General features: G+C 43.1%; 21 protein-coding genes. 15 read left to right on the top strand and 6 right to left on the bottom strand.

What is annotated here, in order from left to right:
• Nucleotides 1-46: 46 nt before the first annotated feature.
• Together ACFOSV_RS00920 and ACFOSV_RS00915 are read left to right on the top strand one after the other, a co-directional pair.
• Entirely contained in the window at nucleotides 47-274 is a 228-nt protein-coding gene (locus ACFOSV_RS00920) for a DUF3820 family protein (RefSeq protein ID WP_377902441.1), read from the top strand.
• A 156-nt stretch (nucleotides 275-430) separates the two neighbouring features.
• Complete coding sequence (locus tag ACFOSV_RS00915) at nucleotides 431-1810, top strand: fibronectin type III domain-containing protein (RefSeq protein WP_377902439.1); 1380 nt, start codon at nucleotides 431-433, stop codon at nucleotides 1808-1810.
• A 105-nt stretch (nucleotides 1811-1915) separates the two neighbouring features.
• On the opposite strand, the gene ACFOSV_RS00910 is transcribed toward ACFOSV_RS00915, so the two are convergent.
• Nucleotides 1916-2596, bottom strand: coding sequence for a DUF2490 domain-containing protein (locus ACFOSV_RS00910; protein WP_377902437.1), 681 nt, complete (start codon nucleotides 2594-2596; stop codon nucleotides 1916-1918).
• On the bottom strand, nucleotides 2597-3193 hold the full coding sequence (locus ACFOSV_RS00905) for a hypothetical protein (RefSeq protein WP_377902435.1): 597 nt from the start codon (nucleotides 3191-3193) through the stop codon (nucleotides 2597-2599).
• Between the two features lie 185 nt (nucleotides 3194-3378).
• Between ACFOSV_RS00905 and ACFOSV_RS00900 the strand changes: the two genes are divergently transcribed.
• Nucleotides 3379-3924 carry a DUF2911 domain-containing protein gene (locus tag ACFOSV_RS00900; RefSeq protein WP_377902433.1) on the top strand — a complete coding sequence of 182 codons (546 nt, stop codon included), beginning with the start codon at nucleotides 3379-3381 and terminating at the stop codon, nucleotides 3922-3924.
• A gap of 11 nt (nucleotides 3925-3935) precedes the next feature.
• Nucleotides 3936-5063, top strand: coding sequence for an amidohydrolase family protein (locus ACFOSV_RS00895; RefSeq protein ID WP_377902431.1), 1128 nt, complete (start codon nucleotides 3936-3938; stop codon nucleotides 5061-5063).
• 141 nt (nucleotides 5064-5204) lie between these two features.
• On the opposite strand, the gene ACFOSV_RS00890 is transcribed toward ACFOSV_RS00895, so the two are convergent.
• Nucleotides 5205-5747 carry a hypothetical protein gene (locus ACFOSV_RS00890; RefSeq protein WP_377902429.1) on the bottom strand — a complete coding sequence of 181 codons (543 nt, stop codon included), beginning with the start codon at nucleotides 5745-5747 and terminating at the stop codon, nucleotides 5205-5207.
• A gap of 85 nt (nucleotides 5748-5832) precedes the next feature.
• On the opposite strand from ACFOSV_RS00890, the gene ACFOSV_RS00885 reads away from it, so the two are divergent.
• The 4 genes from ACFOSV_RS00885 (at nucleotide 5833) to ACFOSV_RS00870 (ending at nucleotide 7862) form a co-directional block, all read left to right on the top strand.
• Nucleotides 5833-6429, top strand: a complete 597-nt coding sequence (locus ACFOSV_RS00885) for a hypothetical protein (RefSeq protein WP_377902427.1) — start codon at nucleotides 5833-5835, stop codon at nucleotides 6427-6429.
• A gap of 39 nt (nucleotides 6430-6468) precedes the next feature.
• Nucleotides 6469-6903, top strand: coding sequence for a VOC family protein (locus ACFOSV_RS00880; RefSeq protein ID WP_377902425.1), 435 nt, complete (start codon nucleotides 6469-6471; stop codon nucleotides 6901-6903).
• A 66-nt stretch (nucleotides 6904-6969) separates the two neighbouring features.
• The gene (locus ACFOSV_RS00875; protein WP_377902423.1) at nucleotides 6970-7401 is read left to right on the top strand and encodes a hypothetical protein; all 432 of its coding nucleotides are present in this window, start codon (nucleotides 6970-6972) and stop codon (nucleotides 7399-7401) included.
• A 5-nt stretch (nucleotides 7402-7406) separates the two neighbouring features.
• Nucleotides 7407-7862 carry a DUF4231 domain-containing protein gene (locus ACFOSV_RS00870; protein ID WP_377902421.1) on the top strand — a complete coding sequence of 152 codons (456 nt, stop codon included), beginning with the start codon at nucleotides 7407-7409 and terminating at the stop codon, nucleotides 7860-7862.
• Nucleotides 7863-7905: 43 nt separating this feature from the next.
• On the opposite strand, the gene ACFOSV_RS00865 is transcribed toward ACFOSV_RS00870, so the two are convergent.
• On the bottom strand, nucleotides 7906-9546 hold the full coding sequence (locus tag ACFOSV_RS00865; RefSeq protein ID WP_377902419.1) for a M28 family metallopeptidase: 1641 nt from the start codon (nucleotides 9544-9546) through the stop codon (nucleotides 7906-7908).
• A gap of 35 nt (nucleotides 9547-9581) precedes the next feature.
• Nucleotides 9582-9869 carry a hypothetical protein gene (locus ACFOSV_RS00860; RefSeq protein WP_377902417.1) on the bottom strand — a complete coding sequence of 96 codons (288 nt, stop codon included), beginning with the start codon at nucleotides 9867-9869 and terminating at the stop codon, nucleotides 9582-9584.
• A gap of 151 nt (nucleotides 9870-10020) precedes the next feature.
• Between ACFOSV_RS00860 and ACFOSV_RS00855 the strand changes: the two genes are divergently transcribed.
• From ACFOSV_RS00855 to ACFOSV_RS00840, 4 genes are read left to right on the top strand one after another with little or no spacing between them, the layout of a single operon-like run.
• Entirely contained in the window at nucleotides 10021-10677 is a 657-nt protein-coding gene (locus ACFOSV_RS00855; protein ID WP_377902415.1) for a DinB family protein, read from the top strand.
• Nucleotides 10677-11774 carry a Gfo/Idh/MocA family protein gene (locus tag ACFOSV_RS00850; protein WP_377902413.1) on the top strand — a complete coding sequence of 366 codons (1098 nt, stop codon included), beginning with the start codon at nucleotides 10677-10679 and terminating at the stop codon, nucleotides 11772-11774. Before ACFOSV_RS00855 ends, ACFOSV_RS00850 begins: the two co-directional genes overlap by 1 nt.
• Before the next feature lie 41 nt (nucleotides 11775-11815).
• Nucleotides 11816-12187, top strand: a complete 372-nt coding sequence (locus tag ACFOSV_RS00845) for a VOC family protein (protein ID WP_377902411.1) — start codon at nucleotides 11816-11818, stop codon at nucleotides 12185-12187.
• 7 nt (nucleotides 12188-12194) lie between these two features.
• The gene (locus tag ACFOSV_RS00840) at nucleotides 12195-13343 is read left to right on the top strand and encodes an aspartyl protease family protein (protein ID WP_377902409.1); all 1149 of its coding nucleotides are present in this window, start codon (nucleotides 12195-12197) and stop codon (nucleotides 13341-13343) included.
• 122 nt (nucleotides 13344-13465) lie between these two features.
• Here ACFOSV_RS00840 and ACFOSV_RS00835 read toward each other — a convergent pair whose 3' ends face one another.
• On the bottom strand, nucleotides 13466-14431 hold the full coding sequence (locus ACFOSV_RS00835; RefSeq protein ID WP_377902407.1) for a c-type cytochrome: 966 nt from the start codon (nucleotides 14429-14431) through the stop codon (nucleotides 13466-13468).
• 297 nt (nucleotides 14432-14728) lie between these two features.
• Between ACFOSV_RS00835 and ACFOSV_RS00830 the strand changes: the two genes are divergently transcribed.
• The 3 genes from ACFOSV_RS00830 (at nucleotide 14729) to ACFOSV_RS00820 (ending at nucleotide 19204) form a co-directional block, all read left to right on the top strand.
• Nucleotides 14729-15187 (top strand): GlcG/HbpS family heme-binding protein, encoded by a 459-nt coding sequence (locus tag ACFOSV_RS00830; protein ID WP_377902405.1) that lies wholly within the window; start codon nucleotides 14729-14731, stop codon nucleotides 15185-15187.
• Between the two features lie 106 nt (nucleotides 15188-15293).
• Nucleotides 15294-17777, top strand: coding sequence for a DUF1549 domain-containing protein (locus ACFOSV_RS00825; RefSeq protein ID WP_377902403.1), 2484 nt, complete (start codon nucleotides 15294-15296; stop codon nucleotides 17775-17777).
• Nucleotides 17778-17782: 5 nt separating this feature from the next.
• Nucleotides 17783-19204 carry a DUF1501 domain-containing protein gene (locus tag ACFOSV_RS00820; protein WP_377902401.1) on the top strand — a complete coding sequence of 474 codons (1422 nt, stop codon included), beginning with the start codon at nucleotides 17783-17785 and terminating at the stop codon, nucleotides 19202-19204.
• Nucleotides 19205-19501 lie beyond the last annotated feature (297 nt).

Below are 19501 nucleotides of genomic sequence, written 5' to 3'. Positions count from 1 at the left end.
TCCCTCAGGTCTTCAGGACTTTTTAATTCATCATTACCTTTACCCTATGGACAAGCAAATCCTGATCGACCTAGTCACCAAGACAATGCCCTATGGAAAATATAAGGGTAGGTTGCTCTGCGATGTTCCGGAGCATTATTTGGTTTGGCTTAAGGGAAAGGGCTTTCCAGAAGGAAAACTGGGGATGTGGCTTCATACCCTGTATGAGATTCGGCTCAATGGTTTGGAGCATATTCTTCACGAACTCCGCAAAAACCACTCTAAGCTTTATTAGATTTCGGCTCGGTCTAGCACTCTACAATATCGGGAGGTTTCATGACCAATCACTTCGAATCGGCCTAACCAAAAACTTGAAAGCCAAAAGTGCAGACTTAAAAAATTGCCTCAATGATTATTTCACTTATCTTTATATGAGACATTTTTTTTACAGATGACAAATAAAGTTTTCCTTTTCGTACCCCTTTTCCTCTTTTTTGTTTCCACTACATGGTCACAGACACCAGCTGGAGCAGATGCACAGAGACAATTTCTTGAATCCTGGAGCAAGCCTACTGTACGGCCAGACCGGATAATTCTCAATGTCACAGAAGACCTGAGCACTTCCGTAAATGTGACTTGGCGCACGAGTATTGAAGTGAACGAAGGAATTCTTGAACTGGCACAAGCCACGGCTGATCCAATGTTCATCAAAAAATCAATCCAAATCGAGGCTAAAACTGAGATTTTAGACTTACGTGATGTGAGAGTAGCGGGCATACGTGCAAATTACCATTCCGTAACGATAGAAAAATTGAAGCCTGGTGTAACCTACGCTTATCGAGTTGGGGATGGAACACTCTGGAGCGAATGGTTTCAGTTTACTACGGCTACTGAGGATCCCGATGAGGAGTTCTCATTCCTTTATGTGGGTGATGCCCAAAATTACATTTTAGAGCTTTGGTCTCGAGTAGTGCGAGAAGGCTTTCGCAAAGCTCCAGATGCAAAGTTTTTTATCCATGCCGGGGATTTGGTCAATCATGCCCATCGGGAACAAGAATGGCATGAATGGTTTATGGCAGGAGGCTTTATTCACAGCATGATTCCAGCCATGCCCACCCCAGGTAACCATGAGTACAAACCAAGAATGGAAAACACTGGAAATGAAGAGCCCTCAATTCTTTCATTGCAGTGGAACCCTCAATTTACCCTTCCACAAAATGGCCCAAAAGGACTGGAAGAAACGGTCTATTACATAGATTACAAGGATACACGTATCATCTCCCTCAATAGCAATGATTATCACAAGGTTCAGGCAAATTGGGTAGAAAAAGTATTGAAAGAAAACACTAAAAAGTGGGTCATTATCACCTATCACCACCCCATGTTTTCTGCCGCTATTGGACGTGACAATGATAGGCTTCGCAAAATGTGGAAGCCAATCTTTGATAAATACGCGGTGGATCTGGTCTTACAAGGCCATGACCATAGTTACGCCAGAGGTCGTGTGGCTCCAGAAAACAATGAACTCGATGGCCTCAATATGCGGGATGAGACAGGGACAGTATATGTAGTTTCCATCAGTGGAGGCAAGATGTATGAAATAGGCGGAGACTGGACAGAACTAGGTGCAATCAAGGACCGCACCGCGGAAAACACCCAGCTATTTCAAGTGATTACTATCCAAGGTGATAAACTTGTATTCGAATCCTTTACTCCGGTAGGTGAACTCTATGACGCTTTTGAATTAATGAAAAATGGCGACGGTCCCAATAAATTTGTGGAGCGAAAGGGCGAGGCCATACCAGAGAGAGTATTTAGTACCAACAAATAATTCTTTCCTTTCAAATCGTATCCATTTAGGCAAATTAGCTTGGCCTAGAGGAAATCATTCCTCTGATGAAACTCTCTTGGGCAAGAATTTCTAACGATTGGATGGTTAGAACGTGTAAAAGTATCCCACTTTTAACCATAAGCGGGTTCTGAAGCCTTCCTGAATATATTTATCCGTACGGTAATCCACGCTTAGCTCCAACTTCTGAGAAGCCGTCAACAATCGGCCTAACGTAAACACGAGTCGATTTTCAATCTCAAATTCCCCCGATTGTAAGCTGAGAATGGGTTCATTGGATGCTACAAAGTAGTTTTCTTGAGGCTCAAGGGTAGTTCCTGAAAGTGGAAATTCGGCAGCAATCCTATACCTAAGTCTCAATTCCACATCTTCATCTTTGGTAAAGGTCTGATCGGTTCGGAAACGATGAGCCAAACGAGTACTGCGAATCCGGCTCACAGCGGCAAATTGCTGAATTATTCGATTGGCATTGGGGCCATCTTGGATCCGGTGAAAAACACCAAAGGCGATACTTTTAGAATGATTGAGTTTCAATCCATAAAAGGCCATCAGGTCCGTTCGGTAGTGCTTGAATACCTTTCCCTCTTCCCTATCCTCCCGATCAAAGAAAATATCCTGATGCTCTACTTTAAAAGTGATTTGCCTTTGATTTTTCAATTTTTTGGTGATCGCAGCCTCTGGAAAAAGCCCTCCAAAAAACTGATTTTGTTGTCCAAGACAAGCATTGCCCCAAAGTATCAGAGCGAATAAAACCACTAGTCTCTTCATCTAAAAAATCAGGTTTTCATTTGGTGGAGTAATGATTTTTCGCCTGCTGATAAAAACTCCCTTTTCGTCAAATAGTCCTTCCCAAAACTGTGATAGTCCATCAATGTCCGTTCCTACAAACTCGATTTCATATCTGACTTCTAGCCCTTCCATTTCATTTTCATCAAAAAGATCTTCTAAATCGTCGGGATGGCCAGAGTATTGAATTTGCAGACGTCTGATTTTATAGTTTTTATAGCCTTCAGAAAAATATTGATTTAGGTTTTGCTGTACCTCGGCCGCTAACTCTTCGAAGTTCAACTCTATTTCTACATCTTCGATGACTCCCAAAGAATCAAATTCCACACTGTAGTATTGATCGTTCCACTTAAACTTAGCCTCATAGGAGTAACCGGATTCATTAGTCTCTAAATACCATTTGGGAGATTTCAGGGTTTCGAAAGCATCCTTGAGCCATTTTTTCGCAGGACTGGGAACCTCTGATTTTTTTACTTTTTTTTCTCGTTCCACTTTGTCTTGGGCCTTGGCTGAAAGGCCAAAACCAGCAAATAGGAAGCTTAAAGCCAATGCAAAAACTAAATAAGGGAGGTTTTTCATAAGTGAAACTCGAAAGGAATCATGCCTAAATTAACGCATAATCGGCTTAACATGGTTAAAACGTGCCTTTAGAATAGTAGTTCATTTCATCTTTGGGATCGTTTGAAAGCAGTCAAAAGATGTCTCCACCTTGCATTCGCTTACGAATTAAGCTACATTTCATATAAATCATCAACCCCATCACTATGTTAAAGAAAATTGGTATTGGAATCGGCGTGCTGTTTTTAGCAGTGGTCGCCTTCTTTGTGTACGGAATGTTATTTCCTGCTAGCCCCCCAACTAGCACTTCCTTTTCAGCTCAAGGTCTGGACATCACAGTACATTATTCACAGCCTTCCAAAAAAGGTCGAGTCATCTTTGGTGACGAGGCTTCAGGAGCCTTGCAGCCTTACGGCAAATATTGGAGGCTCGGAGCTAATGCAGCCACTGAAATCACCTTTAGCCAAGATGTGAGTTTCGCTGGAGAGTCGGTTTCTGCTGGAACCTATAGAATGTATGCTGTTCCTGGCCCGAATTCCTTTGAAATTAGTCTTAATTCGGAGTTAGATGTCTTTCTAGGAGTAGTAGAGCCGGACTATGCGATGGATGTAGTTAAAGTAGATGTCCCCACTTCTACTCCTCCATCAGAGGTCGAGACGTTTACCATCAGTTTTGAGGAATCGGGAGCAAACATCCTGATGAATATTGCTTGGGATCAGACCTTGGTGGCTGTCCCTATCCAAGTTCAATAACAAAAAAGGCTATGGCTTTTTCAAAAAAGAAATGGGTACTCCTTCCAATTGGGGTACTCATTTTTCTTGGGCTTACCTATTGGGTGATCGGATTGATCCAGTATCGTCTGAATGTAATGGATGTGGAAGACTATGAACCCATCTCTACCCTAGTTGTCCCTGAGCACCATCTAACCAAATCCAAATACCCCTTCATCGACGTTCACAATCATCAGTGGATCATGCCGATCCAAGATTTGGATGATTTAGTCGAAGAAATGGACTCGCTCAATATGGGTGTCATGGTAAACCTGAGCGGCTTTAGGGGTAAGATTCTCGAATGGTCTTTGGACAATGTAGAAGATAATCACCCCAATCGTTTTGTGGTATTCCTCAATATCAATTTTGAAAATCTGGATGATCCCGGTTGGCCTGAAGAACCTCTGGCCATGCTGGAAGAAGGGGTGAAACAGGGGGTGAAAGGATTGAAGGTATACAAAGGTCTTGGCCTGACTGATGTGGATAATGATGGAAACCGAATCGCAGTAGACGACCCAAGGCTAGATCCCATCTGGGCTAAATGTGGGGACCTAGGCATTCCCGTGCTCATTCACTCTGGAGAGCCTGCATCTTTTTGGAAACCCAAAGACAAAAACAACGAACGCTGGCTAGAACTCAAGCAATATCCTAGCAGATACAGGGATCCTGCTACGCTTCCAAGCTTTGAGTCCATCATGGCTGAGCAGCACCATGTTTTCGAAAAGCATCCCGGGACGAAGTTCATTAATGCACATTTGGGATGGTATGGCGGGGACCTCCAAAAGCTTGGCGATCTGATGGATCAATTCCCAAATATGTACACCGAGATCGGAGCAGTTTTAGCCGAGCTAGGTCGACAGCCCCGAGCTGCTCGAAAGTTTATGATCGAGTACCAGGATCGGGTCCTTTTTGGCAAAGACACCTACAAAATGGAAGAATATTATACTTACTTCCGTGTTTTGGAGACGGAGGATGAATATTTTGACTACTACCGAAAACGACATGCCCATTGGAAAATGTATGGTCTTGGCCTGCCTGATTCGGTGCTTCGCAAAGTCTATTATGCCAATGCACTCCATGTGATTCCTGGGATTGATCGTTCTCTTTTCCCGACGGAGTGATTAGTTGGGCTAATCCACTTTATATCTGTAATTGAATTATTCAGGTAGTCAAAATTACAGCCGATAATGCCATGCAATCTTCGGTAAAATGAGTCATCCTCAAAACTTCAAAGGATGAAGGAATATGATTCTTTGCCTCAATTAATCCTTTCCTCCACTGCCTTTAAATTGATCCTCCTTGTAGGCAAAAAGGACATTAAATGAAGTTAGTGAACCATAGCAGCGGGTAATGTATTGCTGCAGATGGATTCGATCTTCATCATCAAGTTTGGGGTGGTTATTGATGTTTTGCTCAAGCACACGTAGCTTTTCCCTCACCATGACGATCTTATGAAAAAATGTGGCCATGGGTATCTCCTTAGTAGCCAAGGTCTGATCATGTGGCTCAAAGACAACCTGTCCACCTATCCACTTGCCACCGAGCGGTACCAATGGAGCCCTTTCTGAAGTAGCTAAAAGCGCCTCACGAATAGCCCGCTCCACATCTCGCATCGTGAGCATGGGGAAATCCGGAACCTTGGCTTCCTCTACCTCAAACCCTTCGTAATCTCGAGCTAGGGTTTTGATTTCTTCAGACTGGTAAAAATAAATCTTGTAATACTCCTCTTCTACAGACAGAATCATTCCTGTACCAAATTTGGGATGTCTTAATTTAGAGCCGGGGGCAAGTTCGCTTGCTGACATATGTAAAAGTTTAAAATGATTACGTAAAGTACAAAAGACTCCGAATTTCTGTAACTTTTTGCTTTACTATGCATTGCTTACTCAAATGAAAAAATTCTTAGTCTTAGCGATTTCGGTATTTCTTGGCTTTACTTTTTGGGGTTCTGGCATGGCAAAGCTGTATTTCGAACACAAATTTTTTGGATGGATCGGGCCTGTTTGGTTGATTGACGAACTCCGGCCCTATGGGCTTGGCTTATACGGACAGTTTATCGCTATTTCTCAGATAGTCATCGGGTACTGCTTGGTCACCACCCGATACAAACTACTTGGGGCGATCATGATGCTTCCCCTAATCGGAAACATATTAGTGGTCACCATTTCCTTGGAGTGGCGAGGCACACCCTTTGTCTTAGCATTTTTGATGCTGTTAAATCTCATTCTGCTTTGGCAATACCGCGACTATTTTCGCCCCTTAATCGATGAAACCGCCACCACCAATCAGATCAAAAAGCGATCTCCCAAAACGGCAAAAGGACACTTGGTTTGGCTGTCCGGACTCGCCTTGCAGCTATTTTCAATTTTGGTTTCTTATTACAATTGGCCCATTGCTCTAGGAGTTGTAGTAGTTGGAATTATACTTTCAGTGTTAAGTTTTCGGGCCGATAAGGCTAAGATTGATGATTATGCTCAAAATAATTGATTGATTTTTAGTACTTTAAATTAGCAAAACCCAATACACATGAATATCTACAGCTATTTAACTTTCGATGGTCAGGCCGAAGAAGCGATGAAGTTTTATCAATCTATCCTAGGCGGAGAATTTCCACAAGGTTTTATGTATATGCGAGACATGCCAGATGCACCTCCTATGTCTACTGAGGATGGAAACCGTGTGATGCATGCCACATTACAACTCTCAGATACCCTTCGGCTCATGGGAAGTGATACCTTCCCTGGATTTGGTGGAGAATACCGGCAAGGAAATCAAGCTCAAGTCTATTTAGATCTAAATTCTATGGATGAAACCAAACGAGTCTTTGATCATTTATCAGCTGACGGCCAACTTGAGATGCCTCTAGAAAAGACCTTCTGGGGCTCATACTTTGGTAGCTTCACGGACAAATATGGAATCTGCTGGATGGTGAGTTATGATCTTAAACCTGGAGAAGAGTAATTCCACATCACCAAAATTTTTTCTATAAGTTCCAAGAAATGACCTTGGGATACACATATAAACAGGATGAAGAATTATTCTGAAATTTCACTCTTACGTCAGCATTTTGATAGTCATGTCATATCCTTTGAGCAACTGGAAGCATTTGACGACGAAGTGATTTGGGTAAATATTAATATTGATTCGAGGAGCTGGAAAATTTTGATCCAAGATGAATACCATGATTTCAGTGAAAAACTCCCACTGATGGCTTTGTTTCTAGTTTTTTCAGCTATCCAAGACTATAAAGAAAGTTTAGATTTTCTTCAATGGTGTACTGGTTATGGGCTCAATGCGAGTCATCCTGGCTTGCTGGACTATTACCGAACGCTTGGAAAAACTCTTGAGGAAATTCGTCAAGTTCTAGGAAATATTGATCCTACAATCTCAGCCCTTGATTATCAATTGCGAACAGGGGTTATTGATGCTTTAAAGGATCCAATTCACAACAAATTTTGATTGTAATGACTGAAGATGAATATTTAAAAAATAGACTAGAAGCTCAAATTAATTGGTTTGATGCGAAAAGTGTGATCAATAAACGCTGGTACAGACGCTGCCAATTGACCCAGCTTATCGCTGCATCGTTGATTACCCTGTCGGGAATTTTTATCGGAGAAAGCTTCCTCCACTTGCGCTATCTGATTCCATTTCTCGGGGCGGTAATTGCAATAATTTCAGGAATTCTAGGTCTATATAAATTCCAAGAAAACTGGCTGCAATACCGCACCACCTCAGAAACATTGAAACACGAAAAATATCTGTTCCTTACCCGAAGCGAGCCTTATACAGGTACAGATTCTTTGAAGCTTTTGGTAGAGCGGGTAGAAGGAATGATCTCCAAAGAAAATACCAATTGGAGTCAATACATGCGAAGAGTGTACAAACCAAAAAGTGCCGGCTTGGTGGAGAATGAATAAAAAAAGCTCTGAAATTGATTTCAGAGCATTCTATTTTTTTGACTTACTTTTTCATATACCCATCCCGAATCGCCTTAAACTCCGAGCCCTCTTTCCATTGGGGCCAGACATCCGAATTGGATAGATTTTGGCCGATATTGTAGAGCAACTGCACATCATCTACTGCCCCATCCAGATTCCAACGCTCAGGATCGTATGAGTCGGACGGTTTATGATAGTAAAGCTGTACATACTCATCTTCAAGCTGCTTTCCGTATTCTTTACCCTTCTCAAAGTGATCTATTCCAGTACCAAAATACAGCGCAGGGATACCCACTTTTGCGAAGCTAAAATGATCAGATCGGAAGTAATAGCCTGCAGTGGGTGTAGGGTCAGGTGAGGCATATCTCCCTTGCTTGGCTAACTCCACGTCCAAAAGATCCTCCAATTCGCTTTGACCAATCCCGATCACCGATACGTCGTTCATTTTACCAGAAGGATTGATGCCATCCATATTGATATTCGCTACGGTTTGCTCTTTAGGATAGACCGGATTCAGGGCATAATAGAGGGAACCCCAAAGTCCTTGCTCCTCAGCCGTCACAGCGAGAAATACCACCGTTCGCTCAGGCTTCTCTTCTTTAGCAAAAGCCTCCGCCAAGGCCAATAAAGCCGCAGTACCTGAGGCATTGTCCAAGGCTCCATTGTAAATGGAGTCGCCTGTTTCATCCGGCGCACCAATTCCCAAGTGATCCCAGTGAGCAGTGTAGATTACGTATTCGTTGGGCTTTGTTGCTCCGGTTACTTTCGCAATCACATTCTTAGAGACATCGTATTTCGTAGATACAATTAAGGAAGAAGAGGCCTTTAAATTCATGGGGATGGCTTGGAAATCCGCTTTTCTCGCTTTGGCAAGCATCTCCCTTTCGTTCAAGCCCGCCATTTCAAAAAGCTTATTTGCCGTCGGCAAAGTCACCCAACCTTCAAAAGCTAGTTTGTAAGTAGTTTCTTTTCTATCGTCTAGGTAGAGCTGCTCGGAATTCCAACGATTCTGTACCACATTGAATCCGTAGCCAGCAGGGATGGTGTTGTGGACGATCAGTACTCCCAAAGCTCCCTGACGGATCGCTTCCTCATATTTATAGGTCCAGCGACCATAATAGGTCATGGTGTTTCCTTTGAAAAAAGAAGCGTCTTCCGTACCGAACCCAGGATCATTGACCAAAACCATCACGATTTTATCCTTCACATCGATGTTTTTATAATCGTTCCAGCCATACTCAGGAGCCACTATTCCGAAGCCGGCAAATACAATCTCGGTATCCTCAAAAGTCACCAAAGAGTCTGTGCGCTGCGTCCAGATCACATAATCACTCAGGCCCTCAAGGGTAACTGATTCCGCTGCAGAGGCTACTGTCATCGTAGGCGCTCCCATGCTTGTGATCGAAGCGAGCGGAACATCTTGAAAATAGGAGTCCCCATTTCCCGGCTCTAGACCATAGGCTTTAAACTCAGATTCCAAATAGTTAATGGTCTTGGTTTCTCCTGCGGAAAAAGGCATTCGGCCCTCAAACTCATCTGAGGCCAGTTTGACAATATGGGGCTCGAGATCGGAAACTTGGAAAGCATAAGGCTCCTTTTCAGGTGCTGAACAGGAAGCCAGAAGTACCAGAACACTGGCACATAAAATTAGATTTAGTCTCATTTTTTTATTTAAAAGTTGAATTGATGAAAAATAGATTATCGGGAGCTACTCGCCTTGCCTCCACCACCGAATAGAATCCCGGCGCCAAGTACAAAGCCCAAATCATAAAGGAAACCATTGTTATCCACAGAATACATGGCTACATCGGTCATAAAAATACTGGCGATAAAGCTAAAAGGCGCAATCAGTCCATGCCAAAGACCTCCCAAAAATCCGTAAGGATCCTCTCCCACACATTCCTCGATAGGTACTCGCTCTGCACAAGAGGTAAAAACAAGCATGATTAGCAGTAAAAGAAGGGAGTTTTTTAAATATCGATTCATAGTGTTGGTGTTTAGGTGCTATCAAATTACAAATTTCCTCTCGTTTCCTACTGAGGTAGAGTGTTTTTCAGAATTGCAAAAAGATGTGAATACTTTTGATAAAGCCACTCGAATAGCCAAATTGAATAGAATAACATCAAATCCCAGAATTATGAAGACCGAAAACCATTTTCGAAGAGAATTTTTAAAGAAAACTTTGGCCATGGGCGGTGGATTCGCAGCCTTTGCAAGTTTTAGCTTGCCCGCTAGCGCCTCCACCCCTCCAAAAAATGAAGACTTGATGTCCATTGGGCCTAGAAAGGGCTACTCCCCGGCCATCGGCTCTTTGGTGTCCATGATGTTCTACATGCGACATACCATCATCAATACCGTCAAAAATCTTAGCGTAGAAGAACTGGATTATCTGATGGATGACAAGGCAAATTCGATCGGCGCGCTGGTTTTGCACTTGGGTGCCACAGATAAATTTTACCAAATCAATACTTTCGAAGGAAGAGAAGAATTCACTCCGGAGGAAGATAAAATTTGGGGCGCCGCAATGAGACTTGGCGATGAGGGCCGAAGCCAAATCAAAGGTAAATCTGCGGACTACTACCTCAAAATGATCGCTGACGTCAGAGAAGAAACACTGAAAAAGCTGAAGGAAAAAGATGATAATTGGCTGATGGAAGTGGACAAAGCTTGGTCCCAGCCGGGTAATGAAGTCAATACCTATTGGAAGTGGTTTCATGTGATGGAGCATGAGTCCAATCACGGGGGACAAATGCGAATCATTCGAGATCGGGCAGCAATCGCACTTGCAGGCTAATGAGATTGTTCTTATTGATTGGCCTGCTTCTGCTTTTCCAAGGCATATCTCTGGGCCAAGAGAAGCTCAAAGTCGCTGTTGCGGGGCTCACACATGGCCACGTGGGCTGGGTCTTGGATGCGCATCGAAAAGGAGATTTAGAAATCTTGGGCATTGCCGAGGCCAATCGTGAGCTCGCGGAAAGGCTGTGTAACAACTACGGCATTTCCACTGACTTGATTTATCCAAATCTGGAACTGCTCTTAGAAAAGATTCAACCCGAAGCGATCACGGCCTTCGGAAATACCTTTGATCACCTTGCCGTAGTACAAAAAGCTGCTCCCAAAGGCGTTCATGTGATGGTAGAAAAGCCTTTGGCTGTTTCGCTGGAGCATGGCTTAGAAATGCAAAGCTTGGCAAAAAGCCATGGAATCCACCTTTTGACCAATTATGAGACCAGTTGGTACCCGACCAATCATTTTGCTAAAGAGCTAACACAAAAAGGCGAAATCGGGGACATCCGCAAAGTAGTAGTTCGTGATGGGCACAGAGGCCCAAAGAAAATCGGAGTGGGAAAGGAATTTTTGGATTGGCTTACTGATCCAGAGCTAAACGGCGGTGGAGCGCTGATGGACTTTGGCTGCTATGGAGCCAACCTGATGACCTGGCTCACTGAAGGGGAAAGGCCACGCTCGGTCACTGCACTTACCCAACAATTACAGCCCGAAAACAATCGGAATGTCGATGACGAGGCCACGATTCTGGTCCAATATCCTGACAAATTGCTGATTATCGAGGCATCCTGGAACTGGCCCATGGGCCGAAAAGATATGGAAATATATGGGCTCATTGGGGCAATTTATGCAGACAATAGAAATGACCTCCGGGTCCGAATCGCCGAAGGGTATGATGGCTATTCAGAAGAAAAAATGAATCTCCCCGAATTGGAATCTCCCTACAGAGATCCTTTTGAATTGCTAAAATCTGTGGTGCGAGAAGAAATAATCCTTCCAAAGTTTGACTTATACAGTCTAGAAAATAACATGCTCGTCATGGAGATTTTGCAGGCAGCCAAAGAAAGCGCCACAACCGGAAAGACCATTTTTCTTGAAAAGTAAGCGACTGAGGATTATATTGAGAAATCACAAAATCCCTGCTTATGAAACTCGGTGCATTCTCTCTGAGCCTGTCAGTCAAAGATTTACAGGCATCCAAAAAATTTTATGAAAATCTTGGCTTTACCGCTTTTGGCGGAGGCGAAGAAATGAACTACCTCATCATGAAAAATGAGCAGACGCTGATCGGCCTTTTTCATGAAATGTTTGAGAAAAATATACTCACCTTTAATCCAGGTTGGGATCAAAGTGCGCAAACTCTCTCAGAGTTTGATGATGTCCGAACCATCCAAGCCGAGTTGAAAAGTAAGGGTATTCCTTTGGCACAAGAAACAGATCCCTCGGGTTCAGGGCCTGGAAGTATTTTGGTTTTTGATCCGGATGGTAATGGCATTTTGATTGATCAACACATTTAAGCTTTCCATGCTAAAACGCGTATTGGTATTCGTTTGGATTTGCCTAATGGGTTTTGTACTGAGCACTTATGCCCAGTCAGCGGATACCGTATTCACTTTTCCCTTCCATATGGATTCTCGTTTGATCGTATTTGAGGGAGAAATGAATGGAATGCCCGCAAACTTTGCCTTTGATACGGGAGCTGCCTTAGGCTTGGCAGGGAATGACTTTGTGGATAGCAAACAAGTCAAAATCAAAGGTAAACGAATGACGATCCGCGATTCAAATGACCAAACCAAGCGAGTCAAAACAGGCTACACAGATGAAATGAAGATTGGAGGATTTACAGTGAGTAATGTAAAAAGTCTGATCACGGAGATGCCTTATCTTGCCTGTCAAGACTTTTATCTGTTGGGCTCAAATGTGATCAAATTGCTCAATTGGCAAATAGATTTTGACCGAATGGAGATTCGCGCTTCAAAGGAGCCTTTTGAAGTTTCACCAGACTACATTTCTCTTCCGGTTAGCTATTCATCTAATCGTCCCTTCACCACCTTAAAGTTTGGAGGGATGAAGTTTGAAAACATTCTGATTGATACTGGTTTCAGTAATATTTTGGAGGTAGATAATTCTTCGGAGTTGGTTCTGAGCTATTTGGGAGAAAAAGAAAAACTTGGGCTAAGTCATTCCAATATTAGCCTTTCAACTGGAGCCATAAGTCAGCAAATCGTTGAGTCAGCGCAGCTCAAAGTGGATTCTCTTGAGCTAGGAAGTGGGGTATTTGTTTCAATTCCCACAGATTTTGAATCCACAAAATCGAGCAAACTGGGAATAGGTTTTTTCCGAGGCCTTAGCCACAAAACGATTATCAACAATTCAGAGTCCACCTATCACCTCCTGCTCAGGGAATCATATAGCTTCAGGGACCCTTTTTTCCTCAATCTCCAGTATCAAGATGGTAAAGTGATCGTGTCTGGAAAATCTCTTGAGGTGGATGACGTTTATTCTCAGATCGAACTAGGTGAGGAAATCCTCTCGATAAATGGAATTCCAACTTCCGATTTTATCGAAGAGTGTGATTTTGTTAACTGGTACTTCACCTATGATGCAGATGACATGACTATAAAGACGTCCACAGGTAAAACATTGAAAGTCGCACGTACAGCCTTGAATTAAGGCTCAATGAGATAAATTTCACTCAAGGCCGTCATTCTCCACAAAGGAACGGATTCAACAATCCCTTTCAACTCATTTACTTGCCTTAACAGAAGGGTTTTCTCGCCTCAATTGAAAAAGCTTTACTCCCTGTAAGCAACGGTCTGTTCTATTTTATTTTTCGTCGGCTCAAGGCTTTCAAGATATCTGTAGATCGCTCGAATATCTATCTCATCCATCATGGCAAAACTTGACCAAGGCATCGGTGTGCCTTCATGGACAAGCCCACCTTTAAGTCTGGCAACAAAGGTATCTTCGGTCCAGGTGGCTGTCAATCCAGTTTCAGGGTCAGGGGTAAGATTAGGGGTAGTAAATGTTCCATTCGCTTCTTCAAATACCAATCCACCCGAGAATTTAGGCCCTATGAATTCACCACTGTTCAGGTCTCTAGGGGAATGACAGCCTACACAATTTGCCACCGAATTAGCCAAATACGATCCATATACTGCCGAAGCTTCCTTCTCAAGAGACACAGGTGGAGTTCCATTGGGCTCTATGGGTTTTATTAATCCTGCGGTCAAAACAGCCTTGCCTAGAAAACTGTATTCCGTGGGCTCTATTTTATTTTTGACCGGAGGTTGAGACCTTAAAAATGAAATAATCGCATTGAGGTCCTCTTGAGTCATGTTCTCGAAAGGCATAAAGGGAAAAATAATTCTCCCATCATGACCCACCCCGTATCTCATCACCCTAGCAACTTCTTCATTTGTAAGTCTTCCAATTCCTGTTTCTACATCAGGAGTCAGGTTTCTCGCTCTGAATTGTCCTGGTGGAATATTAATCTCTCCACCTCCTGCCAAAGCCACCAATTCTCCCTGAGCCATCGCATCATAATCTGACGGATCAATATGACAAGTCGCGCAATGGGCAGGTCCATAGACCAGATACTCCCCTCTAGCAAGCACGGCAGAATCCATACTTACCGTCACTTCTGGATAGGGAGCTTCATAGGTCCTATCCCATACTGAATGCACATAAAGTATGGTTCCGACTACTAAAACAAACACAATCCCCCCCAACCACAGCAAAAATCTGAATACTTTTTTCATGGTTTATTTCATTTAAAAGTGAAAGAAAATTTTAAAAACGCTCAATTGTACTTATTCAAGTGGTAATAAAAATGATTGGTTAGTTATAAAAATCTATTTTTCAGTTAGTTAAAATTTAAATATAATTTTTCTAAGAATTGTTAGTTAAGGTTCAATCTCAAGGAATTATTTTCTTTCCTAGACTTTCAAACAATGAATTAATATAAAAATCATGACCTCAATTGATGGAAAGCAGCGGCTGATTCTACCAATACTTCGCCTAATTGATTACCTTAAATCACTACAAAAAATGTCTATATGAAAAAGCTCATTTTATCTTTGCTCCTGCTTGCACCACTTTTTGCGCTCGCGCAAAATCAAACCAAACCCTATCTCAATCTGGAAGACGCTCAGCGTATCACGGCCGCTGCCACCGAAAAAGCAAAGGCTGAAGGCTGGAATGTGGTCATCGCCATATTAGATGATGGAGGTCATCTTCTTTCTCTTCAACGCATGGATGGCGTACAGATAGGAAGTGTTGAAGTCGCCCTTGCCAAGGCAAAGTCAGCTGTCTATTTCAAGCGTCCCACTAAGGTCTTTGAAGATGCAATGAAAGCAGAAGGTGGAGGTAGAATCGCCACACTTCCAAATGCCGTGGCTATAGAGGGAGGACTTCCCATTTTCAAGGATGGTGTTATTGTGGGATCCATTGGCGTTTCTGGTGTTACTTCGGCACAAGATGGAATAATCGCTGCTGCGGGAATCGCCGGATATTAATTGTGCAATTAATTCACTTAATGGGCCACTCAGTTCAGGATGGTTACTACGCAAGGAATCCGTATATTTTTGAACATTTATTACCATTTCCTTACAAGCTAACTGCATGTTTCCCAAGCAAAACAAAATCCTACGATCTCACTCGAAGAATCTATTTGCGCTAGTACTCCTAGTTTGCATGCAGCCTGGGTTGGCCTTTGGAAATGAATTAAGTGACACAGTTTCGAATTTTTGGCTTTGGGATTTTCTTGGTAGGCTACACCCTATTATCACTCATTTTCCGATCAGTCTTCTAATTTTCGCTTGTTTTTTAGAAATTTTTACCCTTGGGAAATTCCAACATCCCATGCGACAGGCCATTCGTTTAATGGTGATTTTTGGTGCAATAGCAGCAGTGTTTTCCGCGATCTTCGGCTGGCTTTTATCAAGCAGACAGGGAATCAGTGGTGACACCCTTGACCTGCACCAATACTTAGGTTTTGGTACGGCAGCCTTGAGTGTAGTATTGGTTTTTTTCTCACGAAAAACTGAAGCTAAACCCAACACCCATTTCATTCAAATCTATCGTGGGCTTCTCTTTCTTACTGGATTTGGGGTGGGGCTGGCAGGCCACTTCGGAGGAACACTTGTTCATGGAGAAAATTTCTTAACCGAGGTTCTTCCATGGAATGAAGAAATGCAGGCTCCGGCATCATTGACCGTGAATTTAGCCAATTTAGGATCCGAGCTTTCCAATACTGAAGAAGTGGAATTAGCAGCCAATGTACGAGCTATTTTGGCACACAACTGCTACAAGTGTCATTCAGGAGCAAAGGTCGAAGGAGAACTACTGCTCGATGAGAAAGAATTTGTGTTCAAAGGAGGTGAAAATGGTCCTGTCATTATTCCGGGGAATGCCTCTCAAAGTGAATTAATCAGGCGGATCAACCTGCCTAAAAACAACAAAAAAGCTATGCCCGCAAAGGGAAAGCTACTTTCAGCCGATGAGATCGATATCCTTACGTTTTGGATCAATCAGGGGGCTCCCTGGCCAGATGGAGTCCAGCAACAATCCGTGTATCGAGTGGCTGATTTGGCGCCGAGAAACCCGGCTTTGCCTCCAGCAAAAGTAGGACTTAACAATCCTATTGACCTTTGGGTGGATAGCTATTTTGAAGATAATCAACTCACTTGGGGAAAAGAGACTGATGACCGTATTTTTCTCAGAAGAATCTATTTAGATATCATTGGTCTTCTCCCCTCTCCAGAGGAACTTGAGGCCTTTGAAAATGACACAAATCCAGAAAAAAGAACTGTCTGGTGCGAGCAACTTCTCAATCGAAAAGAAGATTATACACAGCATTGGCTGACCTTCTGGAATGATATTTTGAGAAATGACTACACGGGCACGGGGTACATCACCAATGGTCGGTTTGCCATTACTGACTGGCTCTACACGTCTATCAGAGATAATAAACCTTATGACCAGTTAGTCAAGGAGCTCCTAAACCCATCTGAAAAATCGAAAGGTTTTATCGAAGGAATCCGATGGAGAGGCACAGTGAATGCCAGCCAGCGGACGGAAATGCAAGCTGCCCAAAATGTAGGTCAGGTCATCCTTGGACTTAACCTCAAATGTGCTTCCTGCCATGATAGCTTTATCAGCGACTGGAAGCTAGAGGAGGCGTATGCTTTTGCAAATATTTTCGCTGACTCCACCTTGGAAATAAGCCGCTGCGAGATCCCGACTGGTAAATTTGCTAAAACAGAGATTCTTTGGGAAGAACTCGGAGACATAGACAGCACAGCGAGTAAAGCGGAAAAACTTCGTCAACTAGCAGACAATCTTGTGCAGCCAGCTAATGGACGAATGTACCGAACTTTCGTCAATAGAATTTGGAAACAACTAATGGGCCGTGGCATCGTGGAACCTGTGGATGAAATGGACAATCTCCCGTGGAGTCAGGATCTCCTTGATTGGCTTGCCGTGGATTTTGTAGAGAATGGATACGACATCAAACGGCTAATTCTTCAGATCACCTCATCAAAAATATATCAGATGGAATCCTTTCCTGTGGCTAGCCCGGATTTGCTATTGGCAGAAGATTTCACTTTTCAAGGCATGATACGAAAACGAATGACTGCCGAGCAATTTTCTGATGCGGTTGGGAACTTGGCTTACCCCTTGTTTGATTCTGCTGAAGTTAAATTCAAACCTTATGAGCTGATCCCTGAAGCCCAAATAGGCACCTCCATCCCACGGGCATCATTGGTAGCTAATAATGCATTTCTAACGGCACTGGGCCGACCCAATCGTGAAATTGTATCCACCAGCAGAGATTCCCAAGCCAGCTTGCTTCAGGCACTCGAACTGACCAATGGAGGTCGTCTCAATACGGCCTTGCTTAAAGGTGGCGAGTATTGGGCCAAACAATATCCGCGAGGAGATGATTTGATCAATGCACTATTTTCTAATGCCTTGTTGAGAAGCCCTACGGAAAAAGAACTTGGAGTCGGGAGACAGCTTTTTGGAGAAACTACCGAGGCTGAAGAGGTACAAGACTTACTTTGGTCAGTTTTCCTTTTACCTGAATTTCAAATGATTTATTGATTCCCATGAAGCATTACACCAGTCGAAGAGATTTCCTGAAAAAAACCAGTGCAGCTGCCATGGCAACCTTGGGAATGAGCGCACCTTTAGCGGGCTTACTTTCTTCCTGCGAAAGCAAAATCCCGGAAACTGCAGATTCGGTGATTTTGCTATTTATGGCTGGTGGTATGGCGCATACCGAAACCTTTGATCCAAAAGATTATACTCCATTTCGTAAAGGAATGGAAGCAAAGGAGGTCCTGAGTACTTTTCCGAAAATCCCCACTAAGCTAGATGGAGTCTTCTTTTCCGAAGGGTTGGAAAACATTGCTTCTGTAATGGATAAAGGGACTTTGATCCGCTCCTACCAAGCCGCAGATCTTGGACATATTTTGCATACAAGACATCAGTATCATTTCCATACCTGCTATGAGCCGCCTCAGTCTGTGGTCGTTCCTCATCTTGGAAGCTGGATCGCAAAAGAAAAAGGTCCACTCAATCCCGTCATTCCTCCTTTTATCAATATTGGGCAGCGATTTACGGTGGGTGAAGGTGAAGAGTTAAAGGCTTTTCACAGCGCGGGCTTTTTAGGTTCGGAGTTTGGGCCCTTTCTGATTCCCGATCCCACTGCAGGATTGGATTCCGTACGTCCACCCATAGGAATGGACACGAAAAGATTTGAGTCAAGGAATAAACTATATCAAGACCTAATTTCGGCTGGAACCATGGGCGAGTTTGGTTCAGATTATCATAAGGAATCCCTCAAACGCTCTATGGAGCAAGCCTACATTTTGTTGAATTCCCCAGAGGCAAAAGCTTTTGATCTCAGTCAGGAGCCCAAAGAAAGCTTTGATAAATACAATAATGGGAAATTTGGACAGGGTTGTCTTTTGGCAAAAAGACTAGTCGATCAAGGAGCTAGATACATTACCGTGACCACAGAGTACGAGCCGTTCTTCGGTTGGGATACCCATGATAATGGCCACACTCGACTGAAGGATATGAAAAAAATGATCGATGGGCCAGTAGCTCAATTGATCAAAGATTTGGATGAAAGCGGAAGGCTTGATCGAACAATGGTCATTTTGGCCAGTGAATTCAGCAGAGACATGCTTACTGAAGGAAGGCCAGATCTGAAAGTCAAGGATCAGGTTGAGGTTCCTGATCGGATTGAAGACTTAAAAAACTACGGAATGCACAGACACTTTACAGATGGCTGTTCCATTTTGATGTTCGGCGGAGGAATCAAACGTGGTCATGTATTTGGCAAAACCGCTGATGAGCGCCCTTGTAGGACGATCGAAAACCCCATTAAAATAGATGGGATCCATCAGACCATCTATCATGCCTTAGGTATCCCTTCAGACAAGCATTACGAAATAGAGCAGAGACCGTTCTACACAACTCCCGATGGAAAGGGAAAGCCAGAGATGGATTTATTGGGTTAGTTATTTTTTTGATTTCGGGGATAGGTGTCTGAATTGATGCTCCTATAATTTGACCAAGAGCAAACTTCATGAATTAGGACCTTGGCATTTACCAGGAGGAAGCTTGAGATGATTATGAAAGAAAATCTAAATTTTTTTCTGCCTAAATAAGCTGGAATTCCACTTTAATGGATACCATAAAAAGGTTTAATTATTATTTTCATCCACACCCAAATAAGCTCCCGTTAAGACTGTAGAAATCGGCTAATGTGGTGTTAGGTTCGATTTTCTTTTAGAGTAAGACAGAGGGCAAACGGG

Origin of the sequence: Algoriphagus namhaensis (assembly GCF_042649705.1) — a bacterium.
Classification (GTDB): Bacteria; Bacteroidota; Bacteroidia; order Cytophagales; family Cyclobacteriaceae; genus Algoriphagus; species Algoriphagus namhaensis.
Note: the sequence above shows the minus strand (reverse complement) of the source record. Positions and strands in the feature narration are given on the sequence as shown.